This window comes from Bacillus sp. D386, assembly GCF_006346415.1.
Window position 1 is genome coordinate 1 of record NZ_VEMV01000004.1, and the last position, 19633, is coordinate 19633.

Annotated in this window: 17 protein-coding genes and 1 rRNA gene; 10 read left to right on the forward strand and 8 right to left on the reverse strand. The window is 37.3% G+C overall.

The genetic code is table 11. The features are described from left to right. The 8 genes from FHY45_RS12100 to dnaA form a co-directional block, all read right to left on the reverse strand. A 16S ribosomal RNA gene (locus tag FHY45_RS12100) occupies window positions 1-73 on the reverse strand; the annotation flags it as partial. Window positions 74-578: 505 nt separating this feature from the next. After that, window positions 579-3131 (reverse strand): DNA gyrase subunit A, encoded by a 2553-nt coding sequence (gyrA, locus tag FHY45_RS12105; protein WP_066109750.1) that lies wholly within the window; start codon window positions 3129-3131, stop codon window positions 579-581. Window positions 3132-3278: 147 nt separating this feature from the next. Beyond that, the gene (gene gyrB, locus FHY45_RS12110; RefSeq protein ID WP_066109747.1) at window positions 3279-5201 is read right to left on the reverse strand and encodes a DNA topoisomerase (ATP-hydrolyzing) subunit B; all 1923 of its coding nucleotides are present in this window, start codon (window positions 5199-5201) and stop codon (window positions 3279-3281) included. Between the two features lie 57 nt (window positions 5202-5258). Further along, window positions 5259-5495, reverse strand: a complete 237-nt coding sequence (gene remB / locus FHY45_RS12115) for an extracellular matrix regulator RemB (RefSeq protein ID WP_066109744.1) — start codon at window positions 5493-5495, stop codon at window positions 5259-5261. Between the two features lie 10 nt (window positions 5496-5505). Then, on the reverse strand, window positions 5506-6624 hold the full coding sequence (gene recF / locus FHY45_RS12120; RefSeq protein WP_066109741.1) for a DNA replication/repair protein RecF: 1119 nt from the start codon (window positions 6622-6624) through the stop codon (window positions 5506-5508). An 18-nt stretch (window positions 6625-6642) separates the two neighbouring features. Beyond that, a complete protein-coding gene (gene yaaA, locus FHY45_RS12125; protein WP_066109738.1) occupies window positions 6643-6858 on the reverse strand; it encodes a S4 domain-containing protein YaaA in 216 nt (71 codons plus the stop codon). Window positions 6859-6972: 114 nt separating this feature from the next. Then, window positions 6973-8106 (reverse strand): DNA polymerase III subunit beta, encoded by a 1134-nt coding sequence (gene dnaN, locus FHY45_RS12130; protein ID WP_066109733.1) that lies wholly within the window; start codon window positions 8104-8106, stop codon window positions 6973-6975. 208 nt (window positions 8107-8314) lie between these two features. Continuing rightward, complete coding sequence (dnaA, locus tag FHY45_RS12135) at window positions 8315-9667, reverse strand: chromosomal replication initiator protein DnaA (RefSeq protein ID WP_066109730.1); 1353 nt, start codon at window positions 9665-9667, stop codon at window positions 8315-8317. 582 nt (window positions 9668-10249) lie between these two features. Between dnaA and rpmH the strand changes: the two genes are divergently transcribed. The 10 genes from rpmH to FHY45_RS12185 all read left to right on the forward strand — a co-directional run bounded on the left by rpmH (window position 10250) and on the right by FHY45_RS12185 (window position 19626). Beyond that, entirely contained in the window at window positions 10250-10384 is a 135-nt protein-coding gene (gene rpmH / locus FHY45_RS12140) for a 50S ribosomal protein L34 (protein ID WP_066109727.1), read from the forward strand. A 203-nt stretch (window positions 10385-10587) separates the two neighbouring features. Beyond that, the gene (gene rnpA / locus FHY45_RS12145) at window positions 10588-10929 is read left to right on the forward strand and encodes a ribonuclease P protein component (protein ID WP_066109724.1); all 342 of its coding nucleotides are present in this window, start codon (window positions 10588-10590) and stop codon (window positions 10927-10929) included. Between the two features lie 139 nt (window positions 10930-11068). Further along, window positions 11069-11842, forward strand: a complete 774-nt coding sequence (spoIIIJ, locus tag FHY45_RS12150; protein WP_066109790.1) for a YidC family membrane integrase SpoIIIJ — start codon at window positions 11069-11071, stop codon at window positions 11840-11842. Continuing rightward, on the forward strand, window positions 11839-12459 hold the full coding sequence (jag, locus tag FHY45_RS12155) for an RNA-binding cell elongation regulator Jag/EloR (protein WP_066109723.1): 621 nt from the start codon (window positions 11839-11841) through the stop codon (window positions 12457-12459). The genes spoIIIJ and jag overlap by 4 nt, the downstream gene beginning before the upstream one ends. Before the next feature lie 352 nt (window positions 12460-12811). After that, the gene (gene mnmE / locus FHY45_RS12160) at window positions 12812-14197 is read left to right on the forward strand and encodes a tRNA uridine-5-carboxymethylaminomethyl(34) synthesis GTPase MnmE (protein ID WP_066109720.1); all 1386 of its coding nucleotides are present in this window, start codon (window positions 12812-12814) and stop codon (window positions 14195-14197) included. A 12-nt stretch (window positions 14198-14209) separates the two neighbouring features. Beyond that, the gene (gene mnmG, locus FHY45_RS12165; RefSeq protein ID WP_066109717.1) at window positions 14210-16099 is read left to right on the forward strand and encodes a tRNA uridine-5-carboxymethylaminomethyl(34) synthesis enzyme MnmG; all 1890 of its coding nucleotides are present in this window, start codon (window positions 14210-14212) and stop codon (window positions 16097-16099) included. 11 nt (window positions 16100-16110) lie between these two features. Beyond that, on the forward strand, window positions 16111-16827 hold the full coding sequence (gene rsmG, locus FHY45_RS12170) for a 16S rRNA (guanine(527)-N(7))-methyltransferase RsmG (RefSeq protein ID WP_066109714.1): 717 nt from the start codon (window positions 16111-16113) through the stop codon (window positions 16825-16827). A gap of 138 nt (window positions 16828-16965) precedes the next feature. Continuing rightward, window positions 16966-17847: a nucleoid occlusion protein gene (noc, locus tag FHY45_RS12175; RefSeq protein WP_066109711.1), complete on the forward strand. Its 882-nt coding sequence runs from the start codon at window positions 16966-16968 to the stop codon at window positions 17845-17847. Between the two features lie 182 nt (window positions 17848-18029). Further along, on the forward strand, window positions 18030-18791 hold the full coding sequence (locus FHY45_RS12180; protein ID WP_066109709.1) for a ParA family protein: 762 nt from the start codon (window positions 18030-18032) through the stop codon (window positions 18789-18791). Further along, entirely contained in the window at window positions 18784-19626 is an 843-nt protein-coding gene (locus FHY45_RS12185) for a ParB/RepB/Spo0J family partition protein (RefSeq protein ID WP_139892024.1), read from the forward strand. Before FHY45_RS12180 ends, FHY45_RS12185 begins: the two co-directional genes overlap by 8 nt. Window positions 19627-19633 lie beyond the last annotated feature (7 nt).

The window sequence follows — 19633 nt, forward strand, 5'->3', positions numbered from 1 at the left end:
AGATTCGCTCGACTTGCATGTATTAGGCACGCCGCCAGCGTTCGTCCTGAGCCAGGATCAAACTCTCCGAAAGATGTTTGATCTAGCTAAATTTTAAAGCAAATTGACGAGATTTTAAAAATCTCTTGTTTTTAGACTTGCTTGGCGTTTCGTTTTGTTTAGTTTTCAAAGAACAATCTGTTTTGTTGTCGTTTTAGCGACTTAACTATCATATCAAGTTAGCAACCTTTTGTCAACAACTTTTTTTATTTAATGTTTGTGCATCCCGGTGTTTCCCGGTCAGCTAAATCAGTATATCAATTTCCAGGCAGGAATGCAACACTTTTTTATAAAAAGCTATAAAACAAATATAATCAACTAATCGTATTAGCTTAAAGGTTTTAACTCTGCCTCTCTTATCATCTCCAATCTACAGATGAATGCTGTTATTAGCATGTATCAACTCCATATAAACAGCATAATATGATACGACCTCAAACCAATTTCTTTAAACAATCATTTATAAAAACAACACCTCTTTTAAAAAGAGGTGTTGTTAGTAAAAGCTATTTTGTATATACCAAATGTATTATCTCCTATTATTCTTCTTCAGGTGAATCCAGTGGTTCAACATCCGTGCCTTGTTCTGTTTGTTCTTCTGATTGTATTTCTGTTTGTTCTACTGTTTCTTCCTGCTCGTCATCCTCAGGAGAGTCTTCTTCTTTTTGTACCTTAGCTACTGTAGACACATATTGATCATCACCTGATTCAAGTCTGATCAATTTAACACCCATTGTATTTCTTCCTAAACGGGAGATCTGTCCAACATCCATACGAATAATAACACCCGCAGCAGTAATAACCATTAAATCTTCTTCACCTGTAACAGTTTTTACAGATACTAATGAACCAGTTTTATCGGTTATATTGCAGGTTTTAATTCCTTTACCGCCACGACTTTGAATTCTATATTCTTCTTCTCCGGTACGTTTTCCATACCCATTGCGAGTAACGATTAATATATCATCATTTTCTTCGAGTATATCCATACCTACTACTTCATCATTCTCGCTTAAAGTGATTCCTTTCACACCCGTTGCTGTACGTCCCATTGAACGCACATCAGTTTCTGGGAATCGGATCAATTGACCATCTTTTGTTCCAATGATGATGTTCCGGGTGCCATCTGTTAGTTTAACGGAAATCAATTCATCGTTATCACGCAAACCAACTGCAATCAATCCGTTATTTCTAATATTGGCAAAAGAAGATAATGGGGAACGTTTAGAAATCCCTTGTTTAGTAGTAAAGAATAAGAACCAATCGTCCACAAATTCTTCAACTGGGATAATTGCATTAATCCACTCATCTTTTTCAATTTCAAGTAAGTTTATAATTGGCAGACCTTTAGCTGTCCGTCCATATTCAGGTATTTCATACCCCTTCGAACGATATACTTTCCCTTTATTAGTAAAGAAGAGAATTGTATCATGCGTTGAAGTTGTTAGCAGATGCTCAACAAAGTCATCTTCATTGGTACCCATTCCCTGAATACCTCGTCCTCCACGACGCTGACTTCTGTATGTGGATGCTGGCAGTCGCTTGATATACCCTTTATTCGTTAAAGAGATAACGATATTCTCTTGAGGGATTAAGTCTTCATCCTCAATATGTTCCAGACCGGCCAAGACAATTTCTGTTCTTCTTTCGTCATTAAACCGTTCTTTAATTTCAGTTAACTCTTCACGAATTAAGTCAAGCAACTTTTCTTCATCAGCAAGAATGGCTCTTAACTCGCCAATCAATGTCATAAGCTCTTTATATTCGTTTTCGATTTTATCTCGTTCTAAGCCTGTTAACCTTTGCAGACGCATATCCAAGATCGCCTGAGCTTGCTTTTCAGTCAATTCGAATTTAGTCATTAATCCTTCTCTGGCAATATCAGTAGTTTGAGAGCCACGGATTAAGGCTATAATTTCATCAATATGATCAAGTGCAATTCGTAGTCCTTCTAAAATATGCGCTCTTGCTTCTGCTTTACGAAGTTCAAATTGCGTTCTTCTGCGAATAATTACCTTCTGATGTTCCAAATAGTAATAAAGCATTTGTTTCAGATTAAGAACCTTCGGCTGGTCATCAACAAGAGAGAGCATGTTGATGCCAAAGGTTGTTTGCATTGCTGTATGCTTATATAAATTATTTAAAAGTACGTTTGCATTCGTGTCTCTTCTTAATTCAATTACGATACGCATACCATTACGGTCTGACTCATCCCGTAAATCTGTAATACCTTCAATTTTCTTGTCACGTACCAAGTCTGCAATACGTTCAACCAGTTTGGCTTTGTTCACTTGGTATGGAAGTTCCGTTACAATAATGACCTGTTTACCGTTTTGTTTCTCTTCAATAAACGATCTTGCCCTTAACGTGATGGAACCACGACCAGTTTCATAAGCTTTACGAATACCGCTTCTTCCTAAAATTTGACCTGCAGTTGGAAAGTCCGGACCCGGAATAATTTCCATCAATTCCTGTATGGAGATCTCAGGGTCTTTACTTAAAGCAAGCACACCATCAATGACCTCTCCTAACTGATGTGGAGGAATATTCGTAGCCATACCAACCGCAATTCCAGAAGAGCCATTTACAAGCAGGTTAGGAAAACGTGATGGAAGTACCACTGGTTCCTTTTCTGAACCATCGTAGTTGTCTCGGTAATCGATTGTATCCTTGTTTAAGTCTCTAACTAACTCCATTGATATTTTTGACATACGGGCTTCTGTATAACGCATTGCCGCAGCTGAATCACCATCAACAGATCCAAAGTTACCATGCCCCTCAACCAGCATATATCTAAGGTTGAAATCCTGAGCCATACGGACCATCGTGTCGTAGACTGCCGTATCACCATGAGGATGGTATTTACCGATAACTTCACCAACGATACGTGCCGATTTCTTAAATGCTTTATCCGACGTCATACCTAAATCATTCATAGCGTACAATACACGCCTATGCACAGGCTTCAACCCATCACGAACATCCGGAAGTGCTCTGGCTACGATAACACTCATAGCATAATCCAAGAATGATGTTCGCATTTCCTGACTTATATTTATTTCTTTAACCCTCGAGTTTTCCATTTCCGCCATGGAATTACCTCCTCTTATCCGCAAAATCCAGTTATACATGTAAAAAGACAGGATAGATGTTGTCTATCCTGCAGAAAAGATGTATGGATCGCTATTCCCCAATTCAATAACAATCCCATTGAAGTCATACTTAAAAATCAATCGAATTTATATATCTAGATTCTTAACTTGTAATGCATTTTCTTCAATGAAATTCCGACGCGGTTCGACTTTGTCGCCCATAAGCATTTCAAAGGTTTCATCTGCATCGATTGCATCTTCTAGACTAACCTGCAACAATGTTCTGTGCTCCGGATCCATCGTTGTATCCCATAACTGTGTTGCATTCATTTCACCCAAACCTTTATAACGCTGTAGACCAGGTTTTGGCTGGCTAGGGAGCTCACTCATAATACTTTCCAGCTCTCGATCATTATAAGCATACATTATACGCTTGCCTTGCTGTATTTTGTATAACGGTGGCTGAGCAATATAGATATAACCATTTTCAATAATCGGTCGCATATAACGATAGAAGAACGTCAACAATAAGGTTCTGATATGGGCACCGTCGACATCGGCATCAGTCATGATGACAACTTTATGATATCGTGCCTTCGTAATATCAAAATCCTCACCAATACCAGTTCCCAGAGCTGTTACAATCATTCTGATCTCTTGATTGCCAAGAATTCTATCCAGACGCGCTTTTTCCACGTTTAGTATTTTACCGCGTAAAGGCAAAATGGCCTGGAAGTGTCGATCACGGCCAGATTTTGCCGATCCGCCAGCAGAATCACCCTCAACGATGTAAATTTCGCTAATGGATGGATCTTTTGAAGAACAGTCAGCCAATTTCCCTGGTAAGTTGGAAATCTCCAATGCACTCTTTCTTCTTGTTAGCTCTCTAGCCTTTTTGGCTGCTGCTCTCGCTCTGGCAGCCATTAATCCTTTATCGATAATTTTTCTTGCGACACTAGGATTTTCAAGCATGAATTTCTCCATTTTTTCAGAGAAAATGGAGTCAGTAATCGTTCTTGCCTCAGAGTTACCAAGTTTAGTTTTCGTTTGTCCTTCGAACTGCGGATCAGGGTGTTTGATCGATACAATCGCAGTTAGGCCTTCGCGAACATCTTCACCGGTTAAATTTTGGTCATTTTCCTTGAAAATGCCGTATTTCCTTGCATAATCATTTATTACACGAGTTAAGGCTGTTTTAAATCCAGATTCGTGTGCTCCACCTTCATAGGTGTGGATATTATTGGCAAATGAATAAATATTACTTGTAAAACTATCATTGTATTGCAAAGCAACCTCAACAGAAATCCCATCTTTAGCACCCTCGACATAGATTGGTTCTTCGTGAAGTACCTCTCTCGTACGATTTAGATGTTCTACATAGGATTTAATGCCGCCTTCATAGTAATATTCATTTTCTTTACCATCTTCACGTTCATCCTTAATCGTGATTTTAATACCACGGTTTAAGAAGGCTAATTCCCTTAATCTTACCGCCAAAATCTCATATTCATATATAAGAGTTTCCGTAAAAATTTCACCATCAGGTTTAAATGTAATAGTTGTACCAGTACGATCGGATTCGCCTAAAATCTCAAGCTCGCCTTTTGGTGTACCTCTTTCAAAACGTTGAAGATGAATTTTCCCTTCACGTTCTACTTGGACAGACAATTCAGTAGACAGGGCATTAACAACTGAAGCACCCACACCATGAAGACCGCCGGAGACTTTGTAGCCTCCACCGCCAAATTTACCACCGGCATGTAAAGTTGTCATAATGACTTCTACTGCAGGACGGCCTACTTTTTCGTGTATACCAACAGGAATACCACGACCATTATCCTTAACCGTAATACTATTGTCTTTATTGATGAATACATTGATTTCATCACAATATCCTGCCAGTGCTTCATCAATACTGTTATCAACAATTTCCCAGACTAAATGGTGAAGCCCTCTGGAACTTGTGGAACCAATATACATACCAGGCCTTTTACGTACTGCCTCTAGCCCTTCAAGTATTTGTATCTGGTTTTCATCATAGGATTCTTTTTGTATTTCTTTTTGCTCCATTGTCAAACCATTTCACCTACACTTTTCATGCATTTATTTCGTATCTTATCGATTGTGTTACAACGTAGACATCTTTGCTGATTTTCTTTTCAAAGCAGTTAGTCCAATTGGTGAGAGATAGATGTGATGAACTGTAACCACAATTGATTTTGTATTACCTTCAGCCAGATCAATAACTTTATTTTCATCTAAAAATCTCTGTAATACAGGTGAATCTGTTAGCATTTTGGCATCAAGTGCCGTAACTAGTTCACTAGTCTTAATTACAGTATCATTTCCGACATGAAGATACATCTTAACCACCTCATTTCAATCTGGACATTGTTCCGCTTTTCACTTGAAAGGTTGCAGCTTCTCTCAATGTTTGATGATCGATTCCGTCTACACTTGTAGTCGTTACAAAGGTTTGTACCTTACCTTGAATGGTATTCAACAAATGCGATTGTCTGTAATCATCCAATTCAGATAGAACATCATCAAGCAAAAGAATTGGATATTCATTGATTTCTGAATGAATCAGCTCAATTTCAGCTAATTTTAAAGATAAGGCTGTTGTTCTTTGCTGGCCTTGCGACCCAAACGTTTGCACATCATGACCATTGACGAAGAATTGCAGGTCATCTCTATGTGGACCAATTAATGTTGTGCCTCGTTCTTTTTCTCTAGTACTTATTTTATCAAATTTTTCCTGAAATCTTTCTACTATTTTCGACAAGTCCATAGATTCTGATACCTCTATGGATGGTTTATATTGAATATCCAGCGTTTCTAGACCTCTAGAAATGCCTTTATGGATAGGTTTTGCCCAATTCTTAAGCAATTCAAGGAACTCAAACCTCTTTAAAAGAATTCTTGCAGCATAATGAATGAATTGGTCATTTAGAACCGCAAGCATAGCATCGTCAGCTCTTTTGCTCAGCTGTGCTTGCCTCAAAAACGCATTACGTTGATTGAGAATCTTTTGGTATTGGTTTATATCATGTAAATAAACAGGCGATACTTGTCCTATTTCCATATCTATAAAGCGTCTTCTGATTAAAGGGCTGCCCTTCACCAGGTTTAAGTCCTCCGGAGCAAACATAATCACATTCATATTGCCGATATACTGGCTCAAACGCTTTTGCTCCAAATGATTACTTTTAGCTTTTTTGCCTTTTTTGGAAATAATCAATTCCATAGGAAGAGGTCCTCTGTTTTTCAATACTCTTCCCTCTATTTTAGCATATTCCTGGTCCCATCGAATAAGATCTTTATCATTGGAGGTGCGGTGAGATTTAGCCATGGCCAGTACATACATAGCTTCCATCACATTTGTTTTTCCTTGAGCATTTTCGCCCAGTATAACATTCACCTTATTTTCAAATTCGGCGGTCAGACTTTCATAGTTTCTATAATGTTGAAGACTAATCTTTTCAAGATACATATCTTTAGATCCTTTACTTTAATCCGTAATAATATAGGAACCGACATCCGGGATTTCAATACGGTCTCCAACCCGGAGCTTTCTGCCTCTGCGAACATCCAGTTCACCATTCACGTATACCTCATATTCTGAAAGAAACCATTTTGCGTTCCCGCCAGAGTCGATAATACTCGCTAATTTTAAAAATTGCCCGAGGGTAATATACTCGGTTTGAATACGTATTGATTCCATCATAATAATCCCACCTGTAAAAGTCTCTAAAAGTTTATTTTACTAAAAAATTTGGTTTTGCACAAAAAGAACCTGTTTCGATGCATATCCAAAAACAGGTTCTCAAAAATTTTTAAATCAATATGTTCTAACAGGCAGTATTAACTGCAGCATACTATCGTCATCTACACCTTTAAGAACAAATGGTCTCATCGCTCCAGTAAAATTAATAGTCACTTCTGTTACATTCAAGGCTTTTAGGGCATCCATCATATATTTCGCACTAAAGGATATTTTTAATTCCTCTCCCTCAATCGTTTGAGTAACAATTTCCTCAGTTACTGTACCAACCTCTGGTGTATGAGAGGAAATTTCAATATAGGAATTTCCCATTGTAGAAAGCTTAACAACATTATTTCTGCTTTCTCTCGCTAATAAAGAAGCACGATCAATGGCATGAAGAAGTTCCTTTGTATTTATTCTAACATCTGTTTTGCTTTCATTCGGTATTAATCGAGAAGTGTCTGGATAATTACCCTCTAATAATCTGGAGAAGAATAATAAATTTTTTGATTTAAACAGTACCTGATTTTCTGTAAATATAATTTTTATTTCTTCATCCGTGTCATCGAGGATTTTACTTAATTCACTTAAGCTCTTTCCAGGGACGACTACACTGTAGCTATCACCATTCCCATTAATCACCGTTTTTCTCATAGCCAAACGATGGCTATCTGTTGCAATACAGATTAATTGCCCATCTTCTATGCGCCAGTTTACACCTGTCAACACAGGGCGTGTTTCTGAGGTGGACACTGCGAAAATAGTTTGACGGATAATATTTTTTAATAAATCGATTGGCATAGAATACATATGCTGTTCTTCCATTTGAGGAAGCTGTGGATAATCTTCAGCATTTAGTCCGTTTAGTTTATATTCAGCTTTTCCTGAACGAATAATTGTTTGCAGGTGTGCATATACTTCCAAATCAACTGTGCTCTCTGGAAGTTTTTTTACGATTTCAGCAAAGAAACGAGCCGGTAAAACGATTGATCCAGACTCTTTAATTTCAACTAGTTCATTGCCTTCTTCTTCTGCTGGAATGAATGATTCAATAGAGATATCAGAATCACTTCCTGTTAAAGTGACCCCTTCTTCATTTGCTTTAATTTTTATTCCAGTAAGAATTGGTATCGTTGTACGGGTTGATACCGCTTTAAGAACATCAGTAACACTTTGGACCAGACGGTCGCGCTGAATCGTAATTTTCATAAGTAATCCTCCCAGTATGATGATTGATTTTAGATACATATTTATTAATTTATTTATAAAAATAAAAGAAGAAGTAATAGTAGGGCCTGTGGAAATGTGGATAACTCAACTATTTGACCGAAAAACAGTCTATCCACATGTGGACAGACTGTGAGTAATCTTGATAGCAACTTAATTGATTATCAACAGTTAGTAACTGCTTCGTTGATCAGTGATTGTTAAGTTTTAAAGTAATTTCCTTAATATGATCCTGTAGCTGAGAATCGATTTGTAAAAGCTTAGATATTTTTTCATGTGCATGTATAACAGTTGTATGGTCACGTCCTCCAAATTCTTCACCTATTTTGGGCAATGAAGAGTCCGTAAGCTCTCTGGACAAATACATAGCAATCTGCCTAGGGAAGGCAACTGATTTTGTCCGTTTTTTAGCTTTAAAATCATCTAATTTTACATTAAAGTATTCTCCAACTGTCCTCTGAATATCCGATATAGCGATAATTTTTGGTTTCGAATTCGGAATGATATCCTTTAGAGCTTCGGCAGCTAAGTCTGCGTTAATATCCTTATTTATTAAGGAAGAATAGGCTACCACTCTTATTAGGGCTCCTTCGAGCTCACGAATGTTGGAATCGATTTGGTTGGCTATATAAATCATAACTTCATTCGAAATATCCAGTCGTTCAGCTTTTGCTTTCTTCCGCAGGATCGCAATCCTTGTTTCGAGATCTGGTGGTGTAATATCAGTAATCAGACCCCATTCAAAACGAGACCGCAACCGATCTTCAAGAGTCGGAATCTCTTTCGGAGGACGATCACTTGAGATAACGATTTGCTTACTTTCCTCGTGGAGTGCATTAAACGTATGGAAAAATTCCTCCTGAGTCGATTCTTTTCCAGCTAAAAATTGAATATCATCAATTAGCAGTACATCGACATTCCGGTATTTATTACGGAAATCTTCAGCACGGTTATCTCGGATTGAATTAATAAATTCATTTGTAAATTTCTCGGATGACAAATAAACCACTTTAGCTGATGGGTTGTGCTCCAATACATAATGGCCGATAGCATGCATTAAATGTGTTTTACCAAGTCCAACTCCCCCATAAATAAATAGAGGATTATAGGCTTTAGCCGGAGCTTCCGCTACAGCCAAGGATGCTGCATGGGCAAAACGGTTGCCGGAACCAATAACGAAAGTATCAAAAGTATACTTTGGTATTAATAAGGTTTGAGGTATCTCATGCTGATCGTCATCTGATTTTCTAACCCTTTTGGCCGGTGCGGGTAAATCATATTCTTCTTCCCTTTGGTTGTGAGGAATAATGAATTTAACTTCCAATTGTTCGCCTGTAGTTTCGTATAAAACCTCACCTATTACATCTGAGTAACGTTCCTCTAGCCAATCTCGGGCAAACTCGTTTGGCGCAATTACTGTGAGTGTATCCTTTTTTAAAGAATAAGCTTTTGTAGACTTCAGCCAGGTTTCAAAGCTTGGCTTGCTTATTTTCTTTTCTAATATTGATAATGAGTGCTTCCATAGCTCATCTATATTTTTCACTCGTCAATCCTCCTTCAAAGACAGCCAAACCACAATAAACTTGAATTAAAACAATATAAATAGGAAATGTATAAATATAAAAAACAATGTATAAGGAACATTATGGGGAATATAGGTTTTCGACAATATCCACTTCCTGTGGACAAAGTTATACGCTCCTGTGTAAAATCCTATCCACAGCTTATTAACAATCTGTGGATAATTATTTATGTGGATAAGTTATTAAGAATGAAAACAAAAAATATGATATCAAAAATTTGCTTGAGTTGCAACGTTTTTTGTTATTTATCCACAAGACTCAGTGAATGGGGATGAAAGTTTTCCACAAGAAGTGGGTTTGTGCAAAACCTGTCGAAAAGGGGTGTGGATTGTTAAATAGTGATAATTTAATTATCCACAACCTATCCATAGAGAACAAGGTAAATTTTAAAAATGAAATTTAAGCGATCCATATAAATTTATTTATTTGTAAATCAGAAGGTAGTTTTTAATGTTTGAAAGTATAAGTTGACAATTACGTATCACCATCTATATAATTGTAAAGACTGTCTTTAACTGTAATCCTCAGGGAGGTGTACTAATATGAAAAGAACGTACCAACCAAATAAACGTAAACACAGCAAAGTTCATGGGTTCCGTGCCCGCATGAGCACAAAAAACGGACGTCGTGTTCTTGCAGCTCGTCGTCGTAAAGGAAGAAAAGTATTATCTGCCTAGACCACTGACCATTTCAGTGGTCTTTTTTTAAGCTTATAGCGTTTTTTAATGATTAAGATGAGAAATAGATCAAAGTTATATACAGATTGGCGTTTTAATAATGCGTAAATTTGTTAATGATGTACAATGGAAATATAATGGGATTAGAAATAAATCGAAACCCATTTAAAAGTTGAACGTATGTGTTAGGTGCAGGTGGATATATGAACAAAGAGCGCAGGATTAAAAAGAATCAGGATTTCCAGGAAGTATTTAAAAAAGGTAAATCTTTTGCGAACAGGCAATTTGTTATTTACGTATTAAAGAAGGAACAGACAAACTTTCGTCTGGGTCTTTCAGTGAGTAAGAAAATTGGCAATGCAGTGACACGGAACCGTGTTAAACGTTATGTAAGGCAATCCTTTTTAGAGCTTGATGATCGAATCATGAAGGGGAATGATTACATCATTGTTGCAAGAAAACCGACCTCAGAAATGGACTTCCATGAATCGAAAGCGAGTCTAATCCATGTATTAAAGCGTGCTGGCGTCTTGAGAAAAATGTAGTGTAGGTTTTCTGTTATAAAAAAGCCTAAAACATTTAGGCGTAGACATCTAAAAGATGTTAAAATACATTCATTGGCATATAAGAGGTATTAATGCCTCTTAAGTAGTTAGGAGGAAATAAGGCTTGAAGAAGAAACATATGCTTCTCTTTGGTTCGGTTGTTTTTCTCATTGCTGTTCTATCAGGATGTAGTGAAGTCAATCAACCAATAGATTCAGAAAGTACTGGTATCTGGAATCAATACTTTGTTTATCCGCTTTCCTGGCTGATAATCAAAATGGCTGAGTTATTAGGTAATAAATATGGAATATCGATTATTCTGGTCACAATTTTGGTTAGATTATTGATTTTACCATTGATGATTAAACAAATTAAAAGTACAAAAGCGATGCAGGCTATTCAACCGGAAATGAATAGATTGAAAGAGAAATACAGCTCTAAGGATGCTGAAACTCAACAAAAACTGCAGCAGGAAACAATGGCTTTGTTCCAAAAACATGGGGTAAACCCATTGGCAGGATGTTTGCCGATTTTTGTTCAAATGCCGATTTTGATTGCGTTCTATCACGCAATTATGAGAACAACTGAAATTGCTAATCATAGTTTCCTATGGTTTGATTTAGGCGACAAGGATCCATACTTTATCCTTCCGCTAATTGCAGGTGCAACAACCTTTATTCAACAAAAAATATCCATGGTTGGACAGGATGATAATCCAACTATGCAAATGATGCTATATATTATGCCGATTATGATTATTGTGTTCGCAATTAACTTCCCGGCAGCACTATCTTTATACTGGGTTGTTGGTAATATTTTCTCGATTGCCCAAACTTACTTCATTAAAGGGCCTGATTTAAAGCAAGCAAAAGCCGATAAATCAAATGTAAAAGCCGGAGGTAAGAAAAAGTGAAACAAGTAACCGCTACAGCCCAAACAGTTAATGAAGCTGTTGAATCTGCTCTTAAGGAATTAAATACAACGAAGGAAAAGACTGAAATCCAAGTTGTAGATGAAGGGAAAAAAGGTTTTTTAGGCCTGTTTGGCTCAAGACCGGCTATCGTGAAGGTGACTGTAAAGCATGATCCGTTAGCAGAAGCAAAACAATTCATCGAGAATGTAGCAGAAAAAATGGGTGCAGAGGTACATGTTCATCATAAGCAAGAAGGCAAAGTTGTTACATTTGAGTTATCTGGTGAGAAAATAGCCATGCTGATTGGAAAAAGGGGACAAACATTAAATTCCCTTCAATACCTGACTCAGCTTGTAGTAAATAAGAACTCTACCCAATATCTAACGATCATGCTCGATGCAGAGGATTACCGGAGCCGAAGAAATGAAGCTTTAGTTAATCTTTCGGAAAAAATGGCTAATAAAGCTATCTATACAAAAAAAGAAGTTTCATTGGAGCCCATGCCATCATTTGAAAGAAAAGTGATTCATACGGCGCTGATGAATAATAAAAAAGTCAAAACGTACTCTGCTGGTACTGAACCACATCGTCATATCGTGATTTCGCCAAATAAATAGCGTGAACAAAATCTCCGAATGATTTCGGAGATTTTTTTTTGAATGCTTCCAGTTATAATTGATTGAATTTATCGGCTTTTAATAATTAAAAGAACTGGACTTTCTGATATCTAAACGAGTGTATTAGGGCAAAGTAGATATAAGGTGAAAAAAATATAAGAACAGAGTTCACAATTTAGCTGAATAATTTATATCTAAAAGGAAGATTGTGCTTAGATTCTTGTTATTCACATGTGGATAAGTTAAAATTATACGTACTGCATTTTAGTGGTTGTGGATAAGAGCGGCGGGTACAAATGGTATGTGTCGATTATTATAGATTTTTAATTTTGTTATGAAAGGAGTATAGGTCATGGATTTTGATACAATTGCTGCGATATCAACTCCGATGGGAGAGGGAGCAATCGGAATTGTTCGTATAAGCGGAGATGAGGCAATAAGTATCGCAGACTCTGTTTATCGGAGCCCTAAAGGGAAGAGATTGACTGATGTGCCAAGTCATACGATACACTATGGAAATATCATAGATCCTAAAACGAATACCATTATAGAAGAAGTAATGGTGACCGTTTTAAAAGCTCCAAATACATTTACTCGTGAAGATATCGTCGAAATTAATTGCCATGGCGGTTTAGTTTCCGTGAATAGAGTACTTCAGCTTATCTTAAGACAGGGAGCTACTTTAGCCGAGCCTGGAGAGTTTACAAAACGGGCGTTTTTAAATGGAAGAATTGATTTGTCTCAAGCGGAAGCTGTAATGGATTTAATCAGAGCGAAGACAGATAAAGCGATGAATGTAGCTTTAGGGCAAGTTGAAGGTAAACTGTCAAGATTGATAAAGAAATTGCGCCAGGATATCCTTGAAACACTAGCTCAGGTGGAGGTTAATATAGATTACCCTGAATATGATGATGTGGAGGAAATGACTCACCACTTATTTAAGGAACGCTGTGAATATGTCAGTGGGGAAATTGAAAAATTACTACAAACCAGTCATCAGGGGAAAATTTTAAGAGAAGGTATTTCAACCGTAATTGTCGGCAGACCTAACGTAGGAAAGTCTTCCTTATTAAATAGTTTGGTACAGGAAAATAAAGCAATTGTTACAGATATTCCAGGAACCACAAGGGATGTCATTGAAGAATATGTTAATGTAAGGGGAGTACCGCTTCGTTTGGTGGATACTGCCGGAATACGTGAAACAGAAGATATAGTAGAGCGTATCGGAGTGGAACGTTCCAGAGAGGTATTAAAGAAAGCAGATTTAATACTTCTTGTGCTAAATCATGCAGAAGAATTTACAGAAGAAGACCAACGTTTGTTTGAAGCTGTCAATGGGATGGATGTCATTGTGCTTATTAACAAAACAGATCTTCCTGGAAAGCTTGAAATTGATAAAGTTAAAGCTGTTGCAAAGAACTATTCGATTATTTTAACATCGCTAAAAGAGGATAAAGGTGTAGATGACTTAGAGGAAGCTATTTCTGGACTTTTCTTTGAGGGAAATTTAAATTCCGGCGATGCGACATATGTATCTAATTCACGTCATATAGCCCTTTTGAATAAAGCAAAACAGGCAATTGATGATGCACTGGATGGCATTAATGCCGGTGTACCAATTGATCTGGTTCAAATCGATTTAACAAAGTCATGGGAACTATTAGGGGAAGTTATTGGAGAAAGTGTCCATGAGAGTTTAATCAATCAGTTGTTTTCGCAGTTTTGTCTTGGGAAATAAGGAGGTAAAACAATGGCATATCATGCTGGTGAATATGATGTAATAGTAATAGGAGCAGGTCATGCGGGGAGTGAAGCAGGTCTTGCTGCTGCCAGACAAGGGGCTAAAACACTTGTATTAACAATTAATTTGGATATGGTTGCATTTATGCCCTGTAATCCATCAGTTGGTGGTCCTGCAAAAGGGATCGTAGTCAGAGAGATTGATGCTCTTGGTGGAGAAATGGGTAAAAATATTGATAAGACCCATATTCAAATGAGAATGCTCAATACAGGTAAGGGTCCGGCTGTGCGTGCGTTAAGAGCACAGGCAGATAAATTCGCCTATCAGAACGAAATGAAAAAAACGCTCGAAAATGAAAAGAATCTAACCCTCATGCAAGGGATGGTTGATCGCTTACTTATTGAGGATGGGGAATGTAAGGGCGTTATTACACAGACAGGGGCTATCTATCATTCAAAAGCAGTTGTTATTACAACAGGGACTTTTTTACGCGGAGAAATTATTTTAGGAGAATTAAAATACTCCAGCGGTCCAAATAATCAACAACCATCCATCAAGCTATCTGAACACCTTGAAGAGCTTGGATTAGATTTAGTCCGTTTTAAAACAGGTACACCGCCAAGAGTGAACGGTGATACAATTGATTACAATAAAACTGAAATACAACCTGGGGACGATGTACCAAGGGCATTTTCCTATGAGACAACGACCTATATTACGGATCAGTTGCCATGTTGGCTGACATACACAAATGAAGGAACACATACGATTATCGATAATAATTTACATCGCTCTCCTATGTATTCTGGAATGATTAAGGGTACTGGACCGCGTTACTGTCCATCAATAGAAGATAAAGTAGTTCGTTTTAATGATAAGCCACGCCATCAAATCTTCCTTGAACCGGAAGGCAGAGACACGAATGAAGTATATGTACAAGGGCTTTCAACAAGTTTGCCGGAAGATGTTCAAAAGGAAATCCTGGCAACCATACCGGGGCTCGAAAATGTACAGATGATGCGGGCTGGCTATGCAATTGAGTATGATGCTATCGTACCAACACAGCTCTGGCCGACATTAGAAACAAAAAATATTAAAAATTTATATACTGCTGGCCAAATTAATGGTACATCAGGTTATGAAGAAGCTGCTGGACAGGGGCTAATGGCTGGGATCAATGCAGGCCGCAGAGCTCTGAATGAAGAGGAGATTATTCTGAGCCGTTCGGATGCCTATATTGGGGTTCTGATTGATGACCTGGTTACGAAGGGAACGAATGAGCCTTATAGATTGCTTACATCCCGTGCTGAATATCGTTTATTGCTGAGACATGATAATGCAGACCTGAGATTAACAGAAATAGGCCATCGCATTGGATTGATCAGTGAGGACCGTTATGAACGCTTCTTGACTAAAAAGCAAGCTATTCAGAATGAAATCGAAAGGCTGGCTGCTACCATCATTAAACCAAATGAAACTACCCAATCTTATTTAAGAGAATGGGGAAGCAGTGAACTAAAGGATGGCATTCGCGGCAATGACCTGCTTAGAAGGACAGAATTATCGTACAAACATATCAGTCAATTAATTCCTGCAGAGAGTGAAGTTCCTGAGGATGTAGCAGAGCAGGTGGAAATACAGGTTAAATATGAGGGTTATATTGAAAAGTCGATTCAGCAAGTAGAAAAGCTGAAGAAAATGGAAAACAAAAGAATCCCTGATTTAATTGATTATGACGCTATTACAGGGCTTGCTTCTGAAGCACGTCAGAAATTAAAACAGGTTCGTCCATTATCTATGGCCCAAGCTTCACGTATATCAGGTGTTAACCCAGCTGATATTTCTATCTTGCTCGTTTATATTGAACAAGGGAAAATTGCAAAAATACCCCAAAATTAAGAGGTAAATAAATGAACATATCAGAATTTAAACATGCATTAGAGGAGAAGGGAATTGTTCTTTCTCCATCTCAGCTTGACCAATTCGAAACGTATTTTAAGCTTTTGGTAGAATGGAATGAAAAAGTAAATCTGACAGCTATTACGGATAAAGAAGAGGTTTATTTGAAACATTTCTATGATTCCATCTCACCATCTTTCTTTATTGATTTTAATCAGGATCTTTCTTTATGTGATGTTGGAGCGGGAGCAGGGTTTCCCAGTATACCACTAAAGATTTGCTTTCCATCAATAAAATTGTCTATTGTAGATTCTTTAAATAAGCGGATTACCTTTTTAAAAACCTTAACAGATGAGCTGGGTTTACAGGATGTCAATTTATATCATGATCGTGCAGAAACATTTGGTAAATTAGCAGCACACCGGGAACAATATGATTATGTTACGGCTAGAGCAGTTGCCAGATTATCGGTTTTAAGCGAGTTATGCCTTCCATTAGTAAAAAAAGGAGGCAAATTTATCGCTTTAAAAGGTGCCGGTGCTGATGATGAAGTATTGGCAGGGAAAAAGGCGTTGACAATTTTAGGTGGTAAAATGGATCAGGACTTTTATTTCCAACTGCCAAAGGAAGACAGCAAACGTCATATTATCTTAATAGATAAAGTAAAAGAAACGCCAAAAAAATATCCACGAAAACCGGGAACACCAAATAAGCAGCCATTAGAGTAAACTTTATTGAGACGGATATTCTAAAAAACGGTATAATAAAGATAGTTATTACCAAAAAATGAGACAATCTGAACTTATTTAAATATGATTTTTGCCAATGATTAAGCTAGTTGGAAGTTTTTTAAAGGTGGTGTAGGGATGACAAAACATCCTTTTTCACGTTTTTTTGGACTTGGAGATAAAGAACAAAATGTTGACAGGGAATCGGAAATTGAGACGGAAAAAGAAGAAATAAACCATGACGAAATCCATAAATTACCTATTTCTTCAATTGTACCAAATCGTTTTCAACCAAGAAGTATTTTTGATGATGAGAAAATTGAAGAACTTGCTCTGACTATAGAAACGCATGGAATTATTCAACCCATTGTTGTCAGAGAAATCCATGATGGACAATTTGAAATAATTGCCGGTGAACGTCGATACCGAGCCATAAGTAAATTGGGTTGGGATAAAATTCCTGCCATTATTAATAATCTCTCAGACACTGAAACAGCATCTGTTGCTTTAATAGAGAACCTTCAACGTGAGGAATTATCTCCTATTGAAGAAGCTGTGGCATACAGTAAATTAATTGAACTGCATCAATTGACCCAGGAAGGTCTTGCAAACAGGCTTGGAATAGGACAATCTACGGTTGCCAATAAAATCCGTTTACTTAAATTGCCGCAGGTGGTTCAGAATGCGGTCATGCAAAAGGCAATCACAGAAAGACATGCACGCTCCTTAATCCCATTAAAAGATCCTGAAAAACAGGCGAAGCTTGTCGAAGAAATTATTGATAAAGGACTGAATGTGAAGCAGACAGAGGAACGAGTCAACAAACTGCTTTCAGCTGATGAAGACAAAAAGCCTCGTGCCATCCGAAAAGCATTCAGTAAGGATATGCGCATAGCGGTAAATACTATCCGTCAATCAATGAGCATGGTTAAGGATAATGGAATTAACTTAGACTCAGAGGAAACAGAGTTTGATGATTTTTATCAAATTACAATCCGTATTCCGAAAAAGAGGAAATAATAGTTTCATTAATTGATAACTTGGCAATCCGATAGGTTGCCAGTTTTTTTTATATAATCAAAACTTTTTACAAAAATCGATACTTTCTGTGTGATAATTTTAAATATATGAACTTTGAAAAATAGAAACATGTTAAAATAGAAACGTTATAAGTCTGAATGTAAAGTGAGGCAGGTGACAACATGGGAAAAGTAATATCTATTGCAAACCAAAAAGGAGGAGTTGGTAAAACAACAACCTCAGTTAATTTGGGGGCCTGCTTGGCGTACATAGGAAAGAAAGTTTTGCTAGTCGATGTTGATCCACAAGGAAATGCGACCAGTGGAGTAGGGATAGAGAAGGCTGATGTTGAACAATGCATTTATGATGTACTTATTGATGATGTGGATGTTGCTGATGTTATTAAGGCAACGAAAGTTGAAAACCTAGATGTCATACCGGCTACTATTCAACTTGCAGGTGCTGAAATAGAATTGGTTCCTACCATATCCAGAGAAGTACGCTTGAAAAGAGCGTTAGAAGCAGTCGTTAATGAGTATGATTATATTATTATTGATTGCCCTCCATCTTTAGGTTTATTAACTCTAAATTCCCTTACAGCATCTGATGCTGTGCTTATACCTGTGCAATGTGAATACTACGCCCTTGAAGGCCTCAGTCAATTACTTAATACGGTTAGATTAGTCCAGAAACATTTAAACCATGATTTAAAAATAGAGGGAGTATTATTAACCATGCTTGATGCTCGGACAAACCTGGGTATACAAGTCATAGATGAGGTTAAGAAGTACTTTCAGGATAAAGTATATAAAACGATCATTCCACGTACCGTACGTTTAAGTGAAGCACCAAGCCATGGTGAGCCGATTATTATTTATGATCCAAAGTCACGTGGAGCGGAAGTATATTTAGATTTGGCAAAGGAAGTGGTTGCAAATGGGTAAGGGATTGGGGAAAGGTCTTGATGCCCTTATTGCTAACATGGAAGTCAGCAAAGAAGAAGTGGTACAAGAGATTGCGCTTAAAAATTTGCGGCCAAATCCATATCAACCAAGGAAATCTTTTCAGCCTGAAGCTATTGAAGAATTAAAGAACTCAATTCTTCAACATGGAATTTTACAGCCTCTGATTGTACGGAAAAGCAGTATTAAAGGCTATGAAATAGTGGCTGGAGAAAGGCGCTTTCGTGCTGCTAAAGAAGCAAAAATGAAAACTGTGCCTGCTGTAGTTCGTGAATTTGATGATCGACAAATGATGGAACTTGCTTTATTGGAAAATCTTCAAAGAGAAGATTTAAATCCAGTAGAGGAGGGTGCTGCTTATCAGTCATTATTGAGAAACCTTGATATCACTCAAGAAGAATTGGCGAAAAGAATGGGGAAAAGCCGACCTCATATAGCCAATCATATTCGATTGTTATCATTGCCTGCATTGATTCAGGATTATATTTCTCAAGGAAAATTATCAATGGGACATGGAAGAGCATTGTTAAGCCTGAAATCAAAAAAAGATATTAAACCTCTGGCTGATAAAGTAATCAAGGAAAATCTTAATGTTAGGCAATTAGAGGGGATCATTCAAGGTTTGAATGAAAGTGTTCCACGTGAAACAAAAAAAGTCCCTGCTAAGGATATATTTATTCAGGAAAGAGAAAATCAATTAAGAGAACGTTTCGGTACAACAGTTAATATTAAACAGAATAATAAGCGTGGGAAGATAGAAATAGAATTTTTCTCCAATGAGGATTTAGAGAGACTCCTTGAAATTTTAGAAAAATAAAAAACCA